The organism is Chryseobacterium mucoviscidosis (assembly GCF_002177115.1).
Lineage (GTDB): Bacteria > Bacteroidota > Bacteroidia > Flavobacteriales > Weeksellaceae > Chryseobacterium > Chryseobacterium mucoviscidosis.
Genome location: NZ_MVAG01000057.1, coordinates 129,275 through 145,642 on the forward strand (window position 1 = coordinate 129,275; position 16,368 = coordinate 145,642).

16 protein-coding genes and 1 tRNA gene are annotated in these 16,368 nt (G+C 36.1%); 5 read left to right on the forward strand and 12 right to left on the reverse strand.

Going from position 1 to position 16,368, the window contains the following annotated elements:
- Positions 1-13: 13 nt before the first annotated feature.
- Both B0E34_RS21705 and B0E34_RS01705 read right to left on the reverse strand, forming a co-directional pair.
- On the reverse strand, positions 14-145 hold the full coding sequence (locus tag B0E34_RS21705) for a hypothetical protein (protein ID WP_262484714.1): 132 nt from the start codon (positions 143-145) through the stop codon (positions 14-16).
- A 193-nt stretch (positions 146-338) separates the two neighbouring features.
- Entirely contained in the window at positions 339-701 is a 363-nt protein-coding gene (locus tag B0E34_RS01705; RefSeq protein WP_087706210.1) for a helix-turn-helix transcriptional regulator, read from the reverse strand.
- A gap of 133 nt (positions 702-834) precedes the next feature.
- Here B0E34_RS01705 and B0E34_RS01710 point away from each other — a divergent pair, with 133 nt between their 5' ends.
- Positions 835-1,404 carry a hypothetical protein gene (locus tag B0E34_RS01710; protein ID WP_123956500.1) on the forward strand — a complete coding sequence of 190 codons (570 nt, stop codon included), beginning with the start codon at positions 835-837 and terminating at the stop codon, positions 1,402-1,404.
- A gap of 547 nt (positions 1,405-1,951) precedes the next feature.
- On the opposite strand, the gene B0E34_RS01715 is transcribed toward B0E34_RS01710, so the two are convergent.
- The 5 genes from B0E34_RS01715 to B0E34_RS01735 form a co-directional block, all read right to left on the reverse strand.
- Positions 1,952-2,647 (reverse strand): ABC transporter ATP-binding protein, encoded by a 696-nt coding sequence (locus tag B0E34_RS01715; RefSeq protein ID WP_087706214.1) that lies wholly within the window; start codon positions 2,645-2,647, stop codon positions 1,952-1,954.
- Positions 2,641-3,987, reverse strand: a complete 1,347-nt coding sequence (locus tag B0E34_RS01720) for a DUF3526 domain-containing protein (RefSeq protein WP_087706216.1) — start codon at positions 3,985-3,987, stop codon at positions 2,641-2,643. Before B0E34_RS01720 ends, B0E34_RS01715 begins: the two co-directional genes overlap by 7 nt.
- Positions 3,987-5,432: an ABC transporter permease gene (locus B0E34_RS01725; RefSeq protein WP_087706217.1), complete on the reverse strand. Its 1,446-nt coding sequence runs from the start codon at positions 5,430-5,432 to the stop codon at positions 3,987-3,989. Before B0E34_RS01725 ends, B0E34_RS01720 begins: the two co-directional genes overlap by 1 nt.
- Positions 5,433-5,435: 3 nt before the next feature.
- On the reverse strand, positions 5,436-7,748 hold the full coding sequence (locus B0E34_RS01730) for a TonB-dependent siderophore receptor (protein ID WP_087706219.1): 2,313 nt from the start codon (positions 7,746-7,748) through the stop codon (positions 5,436-5,438).
- A gap of 757 nt (positions 7,749-8,505) precedes the next feature.
- Complete coding sequence (locus B0E34_RS01735) at positions 8,506-8,814, reverse strand: helix-turn-helix domain-containing protein (protein WP_087706221.1); 309 nt, start codon at positions 8,812-8,814, stop codon at positions 8,506-8,508.
- Positions 8,815-8,947: 133 nt separating this feature from the next.
- Between B0E34_RS01735 and B0E34_RS01740 the strand changes: the two genes are divergently transcribed.
- A complete protein-coding gene (locus tag B0E34_RS01740) occupies positions 8,948-9,517 on the forward strand; it encodes a hypothetical protein (RefSeq protein WP_123956502.1) in 570 nt (189 codons plus the stop codon).
- Between the two features lie 123 nt (positions 9,518-9,640).
- On the opposite strand, the gene B0E34_RS01745 is transcribed toward B0E34_RS01740, so the two are convergent.
- Positions 9,641-9,714: transfer RNA gene (locus tag B0E34_RS01745), tRNA-Arg, on the reverse strand.
- Positions 9,715-9,773: 59 nt separating this feature from the next.
- Here B0E34_RS01745 and B0E34_RS01750 point away from each other — a divergent pair.
- From B0E34_RS01750 to B0E34_RS01760, 3 genes are read left to right on the forward strand one after another with little or no spacing between them, the layout of a single operon-like run.
- A complete protein-coding gene (locus B0E34_RS01750; protein ID WP_087706225.1) occupies positions 9,774-10,820 on the forward strand; it encodes an ABC transporter substrate-binding protein in 1,047 nt (348 codons plus the stop codon).
- A gap of 42 nt (positions 10,821-10,862) precedes the next feature.
- Positions 10,863-11,507, forward strand: coding sequence for a monofunctional biosynthetic peptidoglycan transglycosylase (gene mtgA / locus B0E34_RS01755; RefSeq protein ID WP_087706227.1), 645 nt, complete (start codon positions 10,863-10,865; stop codon positions 11,505-11,507).
- A gap of 13 nt (positions 11,508-11,520) precedes the next feature.
- On the forward strand, positions 11,521-13,551 hold the full coding sequence (locus B0E34_RS01760; protein ID WP_087706229.1) for a transporter-like protein: 2,031 nt from the start codon (positions 11,521-11,523) through the stop codon (positions 13,549-13,551).
- A 10-nt stretch (positions 13,552-13,561) separates the two neighbouring features.
- On the opposite strand, the gene B0E34_RS01765 is transcribed toward B0E34_RS01760, so the two are convergent.
- The 4 genes from B0E34_RS01765 to B0E34_RS01780 are packed head-to-tail and all read right to left on the reverse strand — an operon-like array spanning position 13,562 to position 16,353.
- A complete protein-coding gene (locus B0E34_RS01765; RefSeq protein ID WP_087706231.1) occupies positions 13,562-13,855 on the reverse strand; it encodes a hypothetical protein in 294 nt (97 codons plus the stop codon).
- Entirely contained in the window at positions 13,855-14,511 is a 657-nt protein-coding gene (locus tag B0E34_RS01770) for a hypothetical protein (RefSeq protein WP_087706233.1), read from the reverse strand. The genes B0E34_RS01765 and B0E34_RS01770 overlap by 1 nt, the downstream gene beginning before the upstream one ends.
- Before the next feature lie 3 nt (positions 14,512-14,514).
- The gene (recF, locus tag B0E34_RS01775) at positions 14,515-15,594 is read right to left on the reverse strand and encodes a DNA replication/repair protein RecF (RefSeq protein WP_087706235.1); all 1,080 of its coding nucleotides are present in this window, start codon (positions 15,592-15,594) and stop codon (positions 14,515-14,517) included.
- Positions 15,595-15,597: 3 nt separating this feature from the next.
- Positions 15,598-16,353, reverse strand: coding sequence for a UbiA prenyltransferase family protein (locus B0E34_RS01780; RefSeq protein ID WP_087706237.1), 756 nt, complete (start codon positions 16,351-16,353; stop codon positions 15,598-15,600).
- Between the last annotated feature and the right edge of the window lie 15 nt (positions 16,354-16,368).

Below are 16,368 nucleotides of genomic sequence, written 5' to 3' on the forward strand. Positions count from 1 at the left end.
TCTAAGTATAAGTTTATTTACTTTGCTGTTTCTTAGGTGGTTTCAAAGAAGGGGTATTTCCCGGTGTTTCTTTATTATCACGTTGTCGTTTATCTGGTTTCCCAGTTGATTCAGCTATTCTTTTTGGTCCTGGTTTAAGTGCCATAATATTAATATTTTATTGTTAACTAAATCAAATTTATAATTAATGATTGATATTACCTTACGGCTTTCCGTAAACAACAAAAAAATCCCAACTCTCGTAAGGATTTATTAGCAAGTTTGATATGTTTTTAAATATTTCAATACCAAAGCGTTCAATTTTATTTATTAAAATGTATATTTTAAAGTTGTAGTAATTATTTAATTCTACCAAAAATTTTTCTTGCATCAATTTCTAAGTTCTTGTAAAATAATTCTTTTTCAGCAGTAAGTTTTTCTTCTAAATCAAAAGATTCTTTAATTATAGATAATATAAAATCCAATGGTTTAAGAATGAATAATTCATTATAATCAATGCTTAATGATTGGCTTACTCTATATAGAATTTTCCAACTTGTAGAATGCTCATACCTTTCTAATCGACCTATTGTTGTTTTATTAGATCCAATTAGAAGTCCAAGATTTTCTTGTGATAATTTTTTTCTAAGTCTTTCTACTCTGATTATACAACCTATCTGTAAACCTAATGCGTCAATTTCTTCATTACTATATTCTTGCATACAGTAAAATTTGAAATATTAGATATAATTATTCGATACAAATTTGTATCGAATGTGAAGTTTTTTATTACATTTGTAGAATAAGTTATGTAAGCAACCCCAAAAAACAATAAAAACACAAAATCTTATTCGTATGAAAAAGAACAGCATAGACTTTGAATCCCGCTTTTGGTGCGGTCGGAAGAAACATTCTGCACTTTCGCTGATGGAAGTTTTTTTCCAGTTTCATGATTGGGCAACCGCCAAAGAACGCCTAAATCTCATCGTGCAATACGCCGCAAAGCGCAAAACACGAATTCCGGAAGATGCTTCCGTTGTCTTTTATTTTCACCAGTCGCTCCGGTCGTTTATTCGCGCAGCATATTCCCTTAGAAAAGATCGAGGAAAATGGCTGGTTCATGAACTTTCGGAACATAAAAATCCGATGTTGCAGGGTTCGTTGTCGGAAAAAGAATACTGCGATCCGGCAAAAGTTTTCCGGAAAGCCTTTAAAAAATACCGTCTTGAGGAATTCGAAGAGTTTCTGTCGGAAATCGTGTATTTCTCGCTCGGAACCTTCAACAATGCACCGGAGCGTAATATCGTAGATCCGTATTTGCACCTCATCAAAATGCTGGATGCAGCATGGCTCATTCTGGAACGTGAAAACAAAAGGGAAAAAATTCTGCATAAAGAGGAATCAATCGCTGAACTTCAGCCATGATCAGAATTTGTTTTAATCTGAATTCGGGATAAGTTATCTTAAACGCACTATTAAAAAAAGAGACTCAAACAAGGATTCAGCTTTTAAGATATAGAAAGGCGAAAAACTTATCAAAGGAATATTTTATTGAATATCCGTTAAACAACCTATTACTATGCACTGATATGAAAATCAATTATTTGTAACAGGTACTTCGACAAGCTCAGTGTGACACCTCTAATACTAAACGCTTGATTTCTAGCGATGTCAAGCTGAGCCTGTCGAAGTTTAGGTTAATAAACGGGCAATCAAAAATATTTTTGTCTTTTTTAAATAAACGAAATGCTTTTTTGTTTAGCTTACCAACTTTCAATAAGGAAAAAAAATCTTTTGTTTTTTTCGTCACAGATTAACATAATGCTATAAATCAATCATTTAATCTGTTTCTTGTCCCGAACTGAGGTTGTTTTGATTAAAGATAGAAGGCAATTCGGTAATAAAATTTATAACAAAAAAAACACTTCCATTATTGTATGAAAGTGTTAAATGTAATCAGGCTTTTAATTTTCTAAATTGTTTTCAGGTACAATTCCTGCAATTCCTCCGCCGAAAAAGCTTTTGAAGGAAGATGCTGTACCAGTTCGCCCTGCTTCATGATCCCGATATTGGTAGCAACACTTACCGCATTGAAGATATCGTGGGTTGCCATAAGAACGGTTCTGCCTTCGTTTCCTAACTGCCTTACAATTTCTGTAAATTCTGCGGTGGCAATCGGGTCCAGTCCGCTCGTAGGTTCGTCCAGAAGAAGAACTTTGGCGTTTTTGGCGAGTGCAATGGCAATTCCTACTTTCTGCCGCATCCCTTTCGAGTAACCGCCCAAAGGTTTTTCGTGGGCAGTTTCCTGCAATCCGGTACGTTTCAGCAAAGCGGAAAGTTCATTTTTATCATAATTAAATCCGGCAATCTTCGAGAAAAAATCAAGGTTTTCAATTCCTGTAAGATTGGGATAAAGCAATACCGTTTCCGGGATGTAAGCCAGATGTTTTTTAATCTTTTCAGGATGATCTTTTACGGATATATTATGGATGAAAGCATCTCCCGAAGTGGCTTTAATTAAACCCAAGAGGATATTAATGGTGGTGCTTTTTCCTGCGCCGTTCTGCCCGAGAAGAGCGAAGATTTCACCTTCCTGAATTTCGAGATCAAGAGATTTTAAGGCTGTAAAATCGTTGTATTTTTTATGGAGATTAATGGTTTTTAACATAGCTTTCTGAATTTGATGTGTGAAAGAATTAACAATAAAGAAATAATAATAAAATAAGGAAGAAATATACCTGCAAGATTTATTTTCCCTTCATCTGTAAAGGTTTTTACGGTTTGCTTCGTCCAGTCGATGGTGTTTCCGTTTACCTTTTTAAAGATGGACGGATAGAAATACAGCCTCTGTTTTTCGTGAAATTTTTTCAGACCTTCGGCGTAATTCAGTTGGTTTTCCATTCCTGTTTTTGCAACTTCGCTTTGTACAAGCTGCGTCTGGATATTGGGTAAAAGATAACCCAAGTAAACTGCTGCCTTGTTTCTGTAAAGCTTTTTTTCCTGATATTGTCTGGAAGATTTTTCAGATTCCATATCTGCCATATGCTGCATTGCGTAATACCATGTGTAGGAAAAACTGCTGTTTTCGGCAACGGTATATTGCCTGAACTGCGGATAGATCTTATGGAATTTCTGCATCGTAGGAATTTTTGCTTCGTCCCATTTATTATGATAGCCTTCACGCTGTTCAATTTGCGCCTGCAAACCTTCTTTTACCGGAATAAGTTTCTGAATGAGCATATTTCCTGTCATCGGAACAATAAAATTCATTCCCATCCAGAAAATAACCAAAGCCAAAGCATTCCACGAAGACGATTTCTGGTAACCGATGATCCATCTGCAAAGTGCAAACCAGAAAGCCAGATAGAGTAAACCCGCTAAAGTGAAAATAATAAAAGCTGAATCTACCGGAATATGAATATAGACCACAGCAACAATCAACAATAAAAAGTAAACCGAACTTACCGCCATTAGACGGATTAATAATTTAGCATCAATAAGTTTTCTCAGATTTTGACTTTGTACCGAAAGCAGTTTCCAGGTTCCTTTTTCCTGATCTTCGGAAATAAGATTGTAGCAGAACGCAATAATGACCAGCGGAAAAAGAAAAACCAGAACAAAAGAAAAATCGAAATTTCCCACTGCCGCATTGGCGGGATTAAAAAAATCTGAGTTGTTTTTTTGCTCCTCCAGATTTCTTATCGTGACCCCCTGAATAGAAGGGTTTAAATCTCTTAAGCCAATATTTAAAGCAGCTAATTTGGGCATTTCATTCACCAGATTAAACTTTACGTAGTACAGCAAAAGACCAATATCGTCGCTGTGTAATGCCACATTTTTATCAATGCTGTTTTTTTGATATGCCGCGCTTTTTGCGATGATATCTTCATTCCTGTCGAGAAATTTTTTACCCGTGTACAAAGAACTTAAACCTGCAAAAAGCAGAATCAACAAAGAAATAAGATAGGCTTTGTTGCGGTAAAACTGTTTATATAAATAATGATTCATTAGATTAATTTTAAATTTTTAGTACTTAGCTCAATCATTAAAACACAGACTAAAAGCCAGAAAATAATCGCTGCAAGAGAAAGAAACTGATGGCTTAAACTTTCTTTCAGTGAGGTAAATTCATACTGAAAATCGGGGAATTTCTGCCAGTTTTCGTGTCCTACGGAGGCTGGTTTTTCGCCTTCCTTCGGTTTGATGTTACTGATGTGTTCAATCTGCAGATCATTCATCTGCTGTGCAAGTTTGTAACGATAGCTTTCTGCCTGATTCTGAAATTGCCGGTACGCAAAATAATCTGTTCCGGAAGCCGTCATAGAAAGGTTTTTAATTGCCATTACAGGATTGATGAAACCAAAAATCTCATTCAGTTTCTGCTGCTGTTGATATTGGTTCTGAAGTTTTTTCAAATGGTCAACATAAAGTTTTGCGCTTATTCTTTCACCTTCTTTCATCACAATTCCACCGTAATTAACAGGAAGTTCGTCGGTGGTTTTTACATTGTATTTTGCTAATAAAGAATCTTTAATATGTTTAAAATGCGGGTCGTCGGGATTATGACTGTCGCCGATTTTCAAAACATCTTCTTCCACCTGAGTCTCAAACGCAATTCTGGATGGGGTAGGATAAAGATTCTGTGCTGCAAACTGAATTCCTTTCGGCAGGAAAATGACCAGAACGAGCCAGGAACCGATTAAACTGATTAAAGCTGATGAAGAAGCTTTGCTTTGGGCAGAAATTAAAACAGTTAACGTACTGAAGAAGAAATAATAGATCATGTACGCCGGAAAAATTACCCCTGTTCTTGATAAAATATCTGAAAAATCAGAATCTTCAGTCCAGATTCCCATCAGTAAAACCACAGGAATCACCGGAATTAAAAACACCAGAGAAAACTGCCAAAGCCCGAGAATCTTTCCCCATAAGATAGCTTTTGGAGAAGCCCCCTGAACAGTCAGGATTTTCAGTGTGGCATCCTCTCTTTCACGAACAATGAGCCCGAAACCGAGAAATAATATAATTAAAGGAACAATTGCCTGAAGAATAAATGCCGAACTGAAAGCCCCGAAACGGACAAGTATTCCCGAACTTCCGGCTTCAGAAAGATTGGCGGTATTCTGTTTGTGTGCTTCAAGGAAAATAACATTTCCCAGATAATCATCCAGACCATTATCAAAAATACTCAGCGGATGCCCGATCCTGAAAACCAGATAGCCGTAATGTGCCATTCTGTGGGGATGTTTATCGGGTCTGTGTTCCCAGTTTTCACGTGTTTCTTTGCGGTATTCTTTTACTTTAGAATAGTTTTCGCCATATTTTGTAAATCCTATTCCTATGCTTAGAAAACAAAACAGGAGAACGGTAACCACAATGAGCAGGTTTTGTCTTCCTTTAAATAAATCCTGTCTGGTTTTTCTTACTATTAATTTCAGGTGTGAAAAAGCCATTGTTTAAATTTTAAAAGTTGCTGTAAATAGATAATTTCTTGGAGCTCCGGGAAAAAGTCTCAGGTAATTCTGAGCTCCTACCCAATAAGTTGTATTGGTAATATTGTTAACATTAAGTGCCAGCTGAAGTCTGGTTTGCGGTACAGAATAATACAGTGCAACATCCAGTGTGGTATAAGCCGGAAGTTCAAAACTTCTTGTAAACCAAGGTATTTTTTTACTTTGATAAAGCATTCCTGCGCCAATTCCGAAGTCTTTTAAAGCCTGAATATTGAAATTATATCTCGTCCAGAGATTGACAGAATTTTTCGATGTATTTTCTTTAGCCAGACCAATAAGAGCAGGATTGGAGTCATCTTTAACTTTAGCATCAATATAGCTGTAACCTGCATAAATGTGCCATTGCGGAAGAAGATATCCTGTAAATTCAGCTTCAAAACCACGGCTTATGTCTGCGCCGCGCTGTATCAGTTGGTCGGGTTCTGCGGGATTATTTGCATTCACCAGAATATTTTTCTGATTGATTTCGTACACTGAAAAATTGGCATCAATCTTTTTGAAAAGTTTTGTTTTTACTCCAAATTCTTTTAAATCCGACAATAAAGGCTTGTATAATGAAGCAGAAACTGCACCGGTGAAATTTGCCGTTTGCGGCATCAGTGAGATCGTGTTAGATTGCGGCTGATAACCCGTAAGATAGGTTCCGTAGATATTGGTATTCTCGGTGATGCTGTAGGTAAGACCCACTCTGTAAAGCATTTTCTGATTTCTGAATGAGCTTTCTTCCTGTTTTTTGTAATTGGTAATATCCTGAAACCATTCCTGCCTTAATCCGGCTAAAAGCTTCAGCTTTTTCCATGTTACCAAATGTTGAATGTACGCCGCGTGAGTGGTCGTTAAAGCCGTAGGTAAAGGATTGATGATATTTAAAACTGCGTAATCTTTTCCCTGATGATTTACCGCTCCGGGCGTAAGGTCAAAAGGGGTTACATTCGGTTTCGGAAGGATAATTCCATTGTAAATTATTGTTTCATACAATGCGGCATTAGCTGCATTATACGATGAAGCAACAGTTCCGTCTTTCAGCAGAAAACCTCTTGCCGCATCCTGCTTTCCACCACTTTTTTTCTCCCAGATATGGCTGTCGTATCCCATAAGAGTCTGATGTTCAAATGCTCCGGTTTTATATGTAAAATTGAAATAAGCATTGATATTATCTACAGACCAGTGCTGGATTCTTTCAAGATACTGCATCATTGCCAGACTGGAAATCGGCTTATTGTTAATGTCGGGAACAAAAGAATTGGTTGTCCTTGTTTCGTGGGTGTCTTCATCCCAACGTTGTTTCATATACGAAGCATTGAAACTGATGCTTTTATTGAAGTGATGAGATAAGCTTCCCATTAAAGTTAGGTCTTTGGTTTTGAAATAATCTCCCGGTGCGCCTAAATTTAGACTAATTGGTGTACTGTTAAGATTTGTTTTTCCTGCAACAGCTCCGAAAATAGGCTGTCCGCGGTCGAGATTACCGTTCATTTCGCTGTAGATCATCTCTACATTTACAGACGTTTTATCATTCGGAACAAAAGAAATTGAAGGCGCGATTAAAAGTCCGTTGTTCTTCACATTGTCACGAAAAGATCTGGCATTCTGGTGCGCTCCGTTGAACCGGTACAAAAGTGTTCTGCTTTTATTCAAAGGACCTGTAAGATCCGCGGAAAGACGATAGGTATCAAAGCTTCCGCCGGAGAGGCTCATTTCATAGCGAGGGCTAGTTAATGGTTTTTTGGTTACCATATTAATCGTTCCACCCGGATCTACACTCGACATCGTGATGCTTGCCGGACCTTTAAAAACTTCTACACGCTCAATATGCGGCGTCATGGGCTGAAGAAAATAGTATTGCCTGGTTCTCATACCATTAATGATCTGCCCTTCTTCATTCTGGCTGATTCCACGGATGCTGTACTGATTATAAAAACTGGCATTGGAAACACCTGCAACATTTTTAAGGACATCGCCCAGTCTGAAGGCTTGTCTGTCGCTGATGAGTTCTTTGGTAACGGTATTGAGTGTAAGAGGAAGATCTTTATTTTTCATTGCGATCTTTGTGGCTGCAAATGAATAATCTGAAGTGTAAGCTTTTGATTTTCTTCCTACAATCTCTACGGTTTGAATGGTTGTTGAGACCGTATCTCCTTTTGCTTTCTGTGCATGAACTGCAATTGATGATAAAAAGAAGCTGAAGGTTGCCCAATGAAAAGGCTTACAGGAAATAAAATGTATTATTCCGGTTTGATGAGAATTGAATGACATAAAAATTAGTAAAGTAGTATTAAAAAATACCTAGTTAGAATAAGAATATTCAGGATCTTATTAAACCCAGATATTCGCAAAAAGACGTTACAGACTTAAAAAAATCTGTAGGTAAAGAATTTTAACTTTAAAGAAAGCTAAAGTTATGAAAAACAGGGTGGAGCTCTCGATGAAAAATAATCGAGCAGACAGCGACAGGTTTTCGACTTCGATTGTGGAATTTCCCTTTTATTCGTCTGATAAACTGAAAAATCCAGTGAGGTTAAATCGGGCAGTAAGCTATGATTCATCTGAAAATGAAGTGCACACTGGCAATGATCTTCCTTAGAAATTTTTGCCTGCTGATTGTCTTTTGAATTTTTAATATCAAAAGTTTTGCTACTCTGGTGTTGCGAGTGATCTATGCAAATGCTAATGCCGCTCACGTTATAAATAAACATGAGTAACACTGAAACAAGAAAAAAAGTGTTTAACGTTTTTTGCATTAGAAGGAACAAAACTAATGATAAAAATTGACAATGCTACCTTTGTAGACAAAAAGTACTGTAATTTAACCTGTGTTAGAAATAAAAATTGATTTTCAGTATTCTTACATCGTTTTAGTGCATGAAAATTTCTTGTGTATGAAATTTTTAGACTAAGAATAAGAAACTTTGGTGAGTTTTATCTGTGTAGAGATCATGTTTGGAAAGCTTTCTGTCTTTGGAAGTCTATCTTAATTATTTACTAATCTCTCAAACAAAAATCCCAACTCTCGTCAGGATTTTCTCTTATTTTGATTTTTAAATTCTTTTTGTAAGCAATAAATATCACTTTCAATTTTTTTTAATTCTTCTTCATTTAGTTTTGTAAATAAATGTAATATGTCAATTTTAAAAAAATTACAGAATTTAACAAGACTTTCTAGTGTTGGATTTGTTTCTGCTCTTTCAATTCTACCAATCTGATTGCTTGAAAGGTTTATCTCGTTTCCTAGTTGTAGCTGAGAAAGTTTATTCTTTAATCTGTAAAATTGAAATAACTTTCCAATTTGAAGTTTTAATTCTTCTATTTTCCATATATACATTCAGTAAATTTTACGCTTTCTTAAAAAATTCAACAACACATATATGTGTTTTTAATTGTTTTTTTATTACTTTTGTAAGCAGATTAAATCAAAGCAACCCCAAAAAACAATAAAAACACAAAACCAGTTTCGTATGAAAAAGAACAGCATAGACTTTGAATCCCGTTTTTGGTGCGGTCGGAAGAAACATTCCGCACTTTCGCTGATGGAAGTATTTTTCCAGTTTCAAGATTGGGCAACCGCCAAAGAACGCCTAAATCTCATCATGCAATACGCCGCACAGCGCAAAACACGGATTCCGGAAGATCCTTCCGTTATCTTTTATTTTCACCAGTCGCTCCGGTCGTTTATTCGCGCAGCATATTTCCTTAGAAAAAAGTACGGAAAATGGCTGGTTCATGAACTTTCGGAACATAAAAACCCGATGTTGCAGGGTTCATTGTCGGAAAAAGAATATTGCGATCCGGCAAAAGTTTTCAGAAAGGCTTTTAAAAAATACCGTCTTGAGGAATTCGGGGAGTTTCTTTCGGAAGTCGTGTATTTCTCGCTCGGAACCTTCAATAATGTACCGGAGCGCAATATCGTAGATCTGTATTTGCACCTCACCAAAATGCTGGATGCAGCATGGCTCATTCTGGAACGTGAAAATATCAGGGAAAAACTTCCATATGAGGAGGAGTCAATTGCTGAACTTCAGTCATGACAATATTTCATTTCAATCAGACGCGATCAGAAAATTATAGCTTCATGGTTTAATTTAAAGAGTCAAGTAAAATAAGCGGAAATAAAAAAACCGGCAAGAAGTAAACTTCTAATGCCGATTTTGTGAGCTCGACAGGATTCAAACCTGTAACCTTCTGAGCCGTAATCAGATGCGCTATTCAGTTGCGCCACGAGCCCGTTGTTTCCTTATCGTTTAAAGGTTTGCAAATATAGCACTTTTTTCTTTTCTTTGAAAGATGAAACCGAGAATTTTACTATTAATCGCGTTTTTCGCGCTAACCTCTTGTAAAAGAGAGACAAAAAATTCACCTTCGGAAGCTGTTTCAGTTTCAAATTTGGTGCAGTACAAAGAAGAGAATGGAGGAATACACATCAAATCCGGAAATTTCACCTATGATTTCAAGAAAAATCAGATTCCGTTTAAAAAAATTATCCTGCTGAATGCAAGTATGATGGGTTATATTTCAGAGCTGAATGCAGAAAATCTCATTATCGGCGTATCAAATCCGGAATATATTTATTCAGAAAAAATTCAGAATTTAATTAAACAGGGAAAAATTCAGAATTTGGGAAGCGAGCAGAAATATGACGTGGAAAAAATTATTTCGCTGAAACCCGACGCTATTTTTACCAATCATATCGCAAGTTTTGACAATACGTACCAATTGCTGAAAAACAACGGAATTCAGGTCATTTTCCTGGATGAATATCTGGAACAGAAACCTTTGGAAAAAACAGCCTATATCAAGCTTTTCGGAAAACTTTTCGGAAAAGAAAAAGAAGCAGATGCAAAATTTGATGAGGTGGAAAAAAATTACAGTGATCTGAAAAAACTGGCGCTTACTGCAAAAGAAAAGCCAACTGTTTTGGCGAACGAAATGTATGGAGATGTATGGTATCTTCCCGGAGGAAAGACTTCTGCAGCCAATTTTATTTCTGATGCCAATGCAGAATATATTCTTAAAGATAATACAGATCAGAAGGCTGTAACCATGAGCTTTGAAGAGGTTTTTGCAAAATCCGGAAAAGTACAATACTGGATTAATGCAGGAAATCATATCTCCAAAAAAGAAATGTTGGGCATGAATCCTTTTTACAGCAAACTGGAGGTATTCAATAAAGGAAAAATCTATGTAATTACGGGCAAGGAAAAAGGGCAGGCAAACGATTTCTTTGAAAGCGGCGTGGTACGTGCAGATTTGGTATTAAAAGATTATATTAAAATTTTTCATCCGGAACTTTTACCCGATTATCAGCTTACTTATATGAAAGAATTGCGATAACTCGGAGTATTTCCTTATTTTTGACTTTCTTTTTTAAAAATTATGTGGAAAAAAATTAAACAGATTATATTTATTCTTCTTATTCTGAACGTAGTTTTTATTGTGTGGGGCAGGTTTTTCAATCCTCCCATCACGCTTACCCAGATTGGCGGACTCTTCGAATACGGAAGGTTGCAGAGAGATTATATTTCCTATGATGAAATGGGAAGTAATGTAAAAAAAGCAGTAATTGCTTCTGAAGATCAGAAATTTTTCGATCATGATGGTTTTGATTATCAGGCGATTGAAAAAGCCATGAAAAACAACGAAAAAGGCAAAAGATTAAAAGGAGGAAGCACCATTTCTCAGCAGACTGCAAAAAATATTTTTCTTTGGCAGGGCAGAAGCTGGATCAGAAAAGGACTGGAAGCGGTGTATACTTTCATCATCGAAAAAGTCTGGAATAAAGACATCATTCTTGAAAGATATCTGAATTCCATTGAAATGGGACAGGGAGTTTTCGGGATAGAAGCCGCTTCGGAATACTATTTCGGGAAATCTTCCAAAGATCTCAACACCTCGGAAGCAGCGTGGATTGCAGCCGTTTTACCCAATCCTAAAAAATACGATCCTAAAAATCCATCTCCTTATCTCAGAAAGAAGCACAACTGGATTATGAGACAGATGAGGAATGTGCGTTTGAAATAGTATCTTTGCACCAATGAAACTCTTTAATTCCAGCACAAACTTTGAGTCGGTTCTTAAAAAATATTTTTCTTTTAAGAATGAAACGCTTTCGCTCGATCCGTTTGCCGAAATTTTAGACAGTGCAAAAAAGTCAGACTTTGCAGAGGTTCTCCGTTTTTTCAGAGAAAATCCTGAAATTCTTGAGAATTTTAAATACTATCTTCGAAATATTTTCAAAGGAAAAGCGTTCAATTTATCACTTACAGAAGCCAATATTTTATCGGAAAACGCCTTTATTCCGGAGCTTAAAAAAAGAATTCTGAATAAAGTGCTTCCACCGGTCGTTAACGAAAATACGATCTGGTATATGATTGATAATGTAAGTCTTACTCCCAAAAAAGATTTAAGCTTCTTTCATAATCTTCCCGAAAATGAACTGGATGAACTCTTCAGACTTTTAGGAATTTCAGATTTCATCATCAGTCCGGAAGTGAAGAAAGAAATGCTGTTCTCCATGAACATCCTTTCGTGGCGTGTTACCGGTTCTGCGATGGAAGTTGAAGTAGTAAGAATGGCTCCTCAGTACAAAAATTTCGATAATCCTTTTCTGGCATTGCAAAATGAGCTGGAAGAACTGGCGGCAGATTTCGAAAAAGACAATCAGCTTCAGCTCAGTTCCAAAAACAGCCGTTATAAGCAGATTAAAATTTACATCGAGCAATGTCTGGAATTTGTAAATATTGCCTTTAAAAACTCCTCAAAATACGGAATTTCGGGGAAAATCAATCAGTCGCTTCTTAAAATCCGCCAACAGGTACAGCGAATTTTTGACATCATTCAGCTTTTGGTTATTGATGAAGAGAAAGATGTTTTGTTAAATTCCAAACAGTTGGTTTTTAATATTTTAAGCTATAAATCTCACAGAAATAACATTTCTGAACTCATCAACGACAGTACAAGGCTGATTTCGCACCTGATCACGAATCACACTGCCGAAACAGGAACCCACTACATCACTTCGAGCCGGAAAGAGTACATGACGATGTTCTACAAAGCGAGTGGAGGAGGAATTATCGTAGGTGCTTTGTGTGTACTGAAAATGCTGTACGGATACATTCCCGGAAGCGATTTTTCCCATGCATTTTTGTATTCCATGAACTATGCGATGGGATTCGTGATGATCTATCTCATGGGTTTCACCTTAGCAACGAAACAACCGGCAATGACGGCGGCAACGATGACGAAAGTTTTGGCAGAAGAAGGAAATATTAAAAGCAGCAGTACAGAATTTGCCCATTTGGTTTCCAAATTATTCAGAAGCCAGTTTATTGCTTTTGTCGGAAATGTTTTGCTTTCCTTCCCGATTGCTTTGCTGATTATTTACGGACTGGATGTATTTTTCTCGCAAAATTTAGCCATAGAAAGATCAGATAAATTGCTGAAAGATCTGGATCCTTTTAAATCCAAAGCCATTCTTCACGCCTGTATTGCAGGATTTTATCTTTTTATTTCAGGAATTATTTCAGGGAATATCGGAAACAATTCGGTGTTCTATCAGATTCCGGAAAGAATAGCAAAAAGTATTTCCATCAGTCGTTTATTCGGTAAAAATTTTGCCAAAGGACTATCCAAATACTACGCTAAAAACTGGCCCGGAATTGTATCTAACTTCTGGTTCGGGGTATTTCTTGGGGCAACAGCTCCGGTAGGATTATTCTTAGGACTGGATCTTGATATTCGCCACATCACTTTTGCCGCAGGAAATTTAGCTTTGGGATTGTACGGGAAAGATTTCACAATCGATTCTTATACCTTCTTCATTTCTCTGGTAACGGTTTTCCTGATTGGGTTTTTCAACTTTCTTGTAAGTTTCAGCCTGTCTATGTTCTTGGCTTTCAGATCCAGAAAACTGAATTTCGGACAGGTGGGAGAACTTTACAAAGGAATTTTCAGGTATTTTTTAAAACATCCGCTGAAGTTTTTCTTTCCGATACGATCCGGTCTTGATAAAAAAGCAGACGAACTCATGAGCAATACGAAATCTGCCAAACCTGAAGAAGAGTAAAATCTGATTTTTACAATATCTGAAGATCATCAAACTTCTCCACACCGAATTTATCCTGAAATTTTCTCAGGAAAAAGCTTTTCCGCATCTGAAAATCGTGCTTTAATAAAGGTGAACTGATCTTTATGAAAACACATTTATTTTCAATATTTACGCTTTTAATTTCGTTGAAAAGACTTTCATCAAGATAATCCGAAAGAAAATCTTTAATCTCAAAAGCTAAAAGTTTATGTTCAAAACCATGAATTTTGGCAAAAGATTTTACAAGTTCCGAGGACTGGAATTCACGTTTTTTCTTCTTCATTATTTACTGATGTATTGTGTTTGCAAACCTTTGCTTTGGAAAAATTTTTCTAATTCAGAATATATAAATTCACAGGCTTTTTTCCAGTTGAAAAATTTTGAAGGATAGCTTTCGATATTTCCGCATTCAAAGCAAATTTCAATTATTTCGAATATTCTGTCGTTTTCATCATAAAAAACAATTGCATTTCTTGGGAAAAAGCATCCTGACTGAGAAAACATGGTGATAACATGTTTATTACAGGTGTTAAAAATGATATGACTGAGTTTTGATATTTCTTCTAAATTCAGAGTTTTAGATTCTTCAATTTCTTTTTCAGATTGATTTTCTATAATCTCTCTGAAATCTATGGACTTGGGAAGATGATAAAATTCGTTCAATTGTACAGAATCTTCTTTTGTTTTTGGCGGCGGTGGTGGCGGTATATATCCTGAACTCTTTTTAAAATTTAAGTTATAAGAAACGATTTTGATTTTACTTGCTTTATTAAAAGAGTAGTTTTTTATTCTCTGACCGAATGAAACCGGATGGTAATTTTTATTGATTTCGCCTTCTGAAAAAGCAAAAGCATCAAGCAGGTCTTTCGGATTTTTCTTCTTTTGACCTGAATGAAAACAAGAACAAAAAGCAAAAAATAAAAACAGTATATTTTTCATGGCTCAAATCTCAAAAATGATACTTTCCTCATTAATCTTTTTTACTACATTTTCCGTGCGTTCCCGATGCGTATCGGTAATAAAAATCTGTCCGAAATTTTCCTGATTCACCAGTTCTATCAATTGAGAAACACGGCTGTCGTCCAGTTTATCAAAAATATCATCCAGCAAGAGAATTGGCGTTTTTTTTGTTAACTCTTTTATAAGGCTCATTTGCGCCAGTTTCAAAGAAATTAAAAAGGATTTCTGCTGTCCCTGAGAACCGATTTTCTTAATTAAGACAGCATCCATTTCAAAAAGCAGATCATCTTTATGAATTCCTTTTGAAGTATAAGTCAGCATTCTGTCTCTTTCAAGACTTTCTTTCAGCAGATTTTCAAAGGAATTTTCAAGCAAATGAGACTCATATAGTACAGAAACCGCTTCTTTTCCTCCGGAAATAATCCTGTAGAAATTCTGAACGATCGGATTTAATTTTTCAACGAATGTTTTTCTTTTAGTAAAGATTTTTGTTCCGAATTTAATGATCGGATCATCATAGATTTCCAGTGAATCTTTATCCCAGACTCTGTTTTTGGCAAAATATTTCAGCAAAGCATTTCTCTGCTGAATGGTTTTCTGGTACTGAATTAAATCAAAAAGATACTCAGAATCCGTTTGTGAGATCATCGAATCCAGAAATTTTCTTCTGCTTTCTCCCGAATCTGAAATTAAATTTGAATCATACGGCGAAATCATCACACTGGGTAAATAGCCGATGTGATCCGCCATTCTGTCGTAGCTCTTATCGTTTTTCTTAATGACTTTTTTTGCTTCTTTAGGCTGAAGTACTTTGATGTTATCCTCACTGTCATCATTCTGAATTTCAGCATCTATCGTGAAGAAATTTTCGTCATTTTTAATGTTGTTGAGATCTGTATTTCCCAAAAAACTTTTGCCTACGGAAAGATAATGAAGCGCATCCAGAATATTGGTTTTTCCCACGCCGTTATTCCCTACAAAACAGTTGATTTGCGGCGAAAATTCGAATTTTTTCTCGGTGTGGTTCTTAAAATTGTACAGGGAAAGCTTCTTGATAATCATTCGTCAAAAATACTTCATTATTCCTAAAAATAAAAAAGGAAGTGCCGAACAAGTTTCTACACCAAAAGAAAAGTACAGATCAACTCTTTCATTTTCAGAGAAATAGATGAAAATATAGGTGATGATGCTTGAAAGAAAAAAAGCAAGAGTATAATTGAAATCAAGATAAAAGACAGACAGAATATTGCTGATAAAAATAAGCAGATAAGCCAGATATTTTGTGTTCTGAATGCCGATCATCTTGGGAAACGTTTTCACGGTATCAAAATTCATATCCCGAATGTCGAAAGGTAAAACCAAAGCCGTAATGAAGAAAAAGCTGATCAGGAAGATCGGGATGCTGAATTCCGGCAACGTAAGCCAGCAATTCATCAGTCCCCAAACCAATCCTACATAAAATACCTTCAGCAGAGGAATCTTCCGGATATAAACATCAAGAAAAAAGCTGTTGTACAGTAAACCTAAAACAACGATGACAAACCATTTCATCAACCGTATTTCGTTGTGGTTATGAATAATTAAAAAAGCACAGATAATTCCTGCAACAGCATTCAGAACCAGAATTTTAAAAAAATGCTTTGTTTTCTGGTATTTGGTGTACAGATAACCGCTGAAATACGTTATAAAAAGGAGGGAAACCGTCGGATATCGGAACGTGTTTTGCTCCAACATGAAAAATACTGCAAAAAGAGTTCCCGTTAAGGATACGTAAAACTGACTGTCTATAACGGATTTTTTCAGTACTTTTAAGAAATTCATTTATCAAAAATAACA

Coding starts and splice junctions, on each gene's coding strand:
- B0E34_RS21705 (WP_262484714.1), bottom strand. CDS start 145: ATGGCACTTAAACCAGGACCAAAAAGAATAGCTGAATCAACTGGGAAA.
- B0E34_RS01705 (WP_087706210.1), bottom strand. CDS start 701: ATGCAAGAATATAGTAATGAAGAAATTGACGCATTAGGTTTACAGATA.
- B0E34_RS01710 (WP_123956500.1), top strand. CDS start 835: ATGAAAAAGAACAGCATAGACTTTGAATCCCGCTTTTGGTGCGGTCGG.
- B0E34_RS01715 (WP_087706214.1), bottom strand. CDS start 2,647: ATGTTAAAAACCATTAATCTCCATAAAAAATACAACGATTTTACAGCC.
- B0E34_RS01720 (WP_087706216.1), bottom strand. CDS start 3,987: ATGAATCATTATTTATATAAACAGTTTTACCGCAACAAAGCCTATCTT.
- B0E34_RS01725 (WP_087706217.1), bottom strand. CDS start 5,432: ATGGCTTTTTCACACCTGAAATTAATAGTAAGAAAAACCAGACAGGAT.
- B0E34_RS01730 (WP_087706219.1), bottom strand. CDS start 7,748: ATGTCATTCAATTCTCATCAAACCGGAATAATACATTTTATTTCCTGT.
- B0E34_RS01735 (WP_087706221.1), bottom strand. CDS start 8,814: ATGTATATATGGAAAATAGAAGAATTAAAACTTCAAATTGGAAAGTTA.
- B0E34_RS01740 (WP_123956502.1), top strand. CDS start 8,948: ATGAAAAAGAACAGCATAGACTTTGAATCCCGTTTTTGGTGCGGTCGG.
- B0E34_RS01750 (WP_087706225.1), top strand. CDS start 9,774: ATGAAACCGAGAATTTTACTATTAATCGCGTTTTTCGCGCTAACCTCT.
- mtgA (WP_087706227.1), top strand. CDS start 10,863: ATGTGGAAAAAAATTAAACAGATTATATTTATTCTTCTTATTCTGAAC.
- B0E34_RS01760 (WP_087706229.1), top strand. CDS start 11,521: ATGAAACTCTTTAATTCCAGCACAAACTTTGAGTCGGTTCTTAAAAAA.
- B0E34_RS01765 (WP_087706231.1), bottom strand. CDS start 13,855: ATGAAGAAGAAAAAACGTGAATTCCAGTCCTCGGAACTTGTAAAATCT.
- B0E34_RS01770 (WP_087706233.1), bottom strand. CDS start 14,511: ATGAAAAATATACTGTTTTTATTTTTTGCTTTTTGTTCTTGTTTTCAT.
- recF (WP_087706235.1), bottom strand. CDS start 15,594: ATGATTATCAAGAAGCTTTCCCTGTACAATTTTAAGAACCACACCGAG.
- B0E34_RS01780 (WP_087706237.1), bottom strand. CDS start 16,353: ATGAATTTCTTAAAAGTACTGAAAAAATCCGTTATAGACAGTCAGTTT.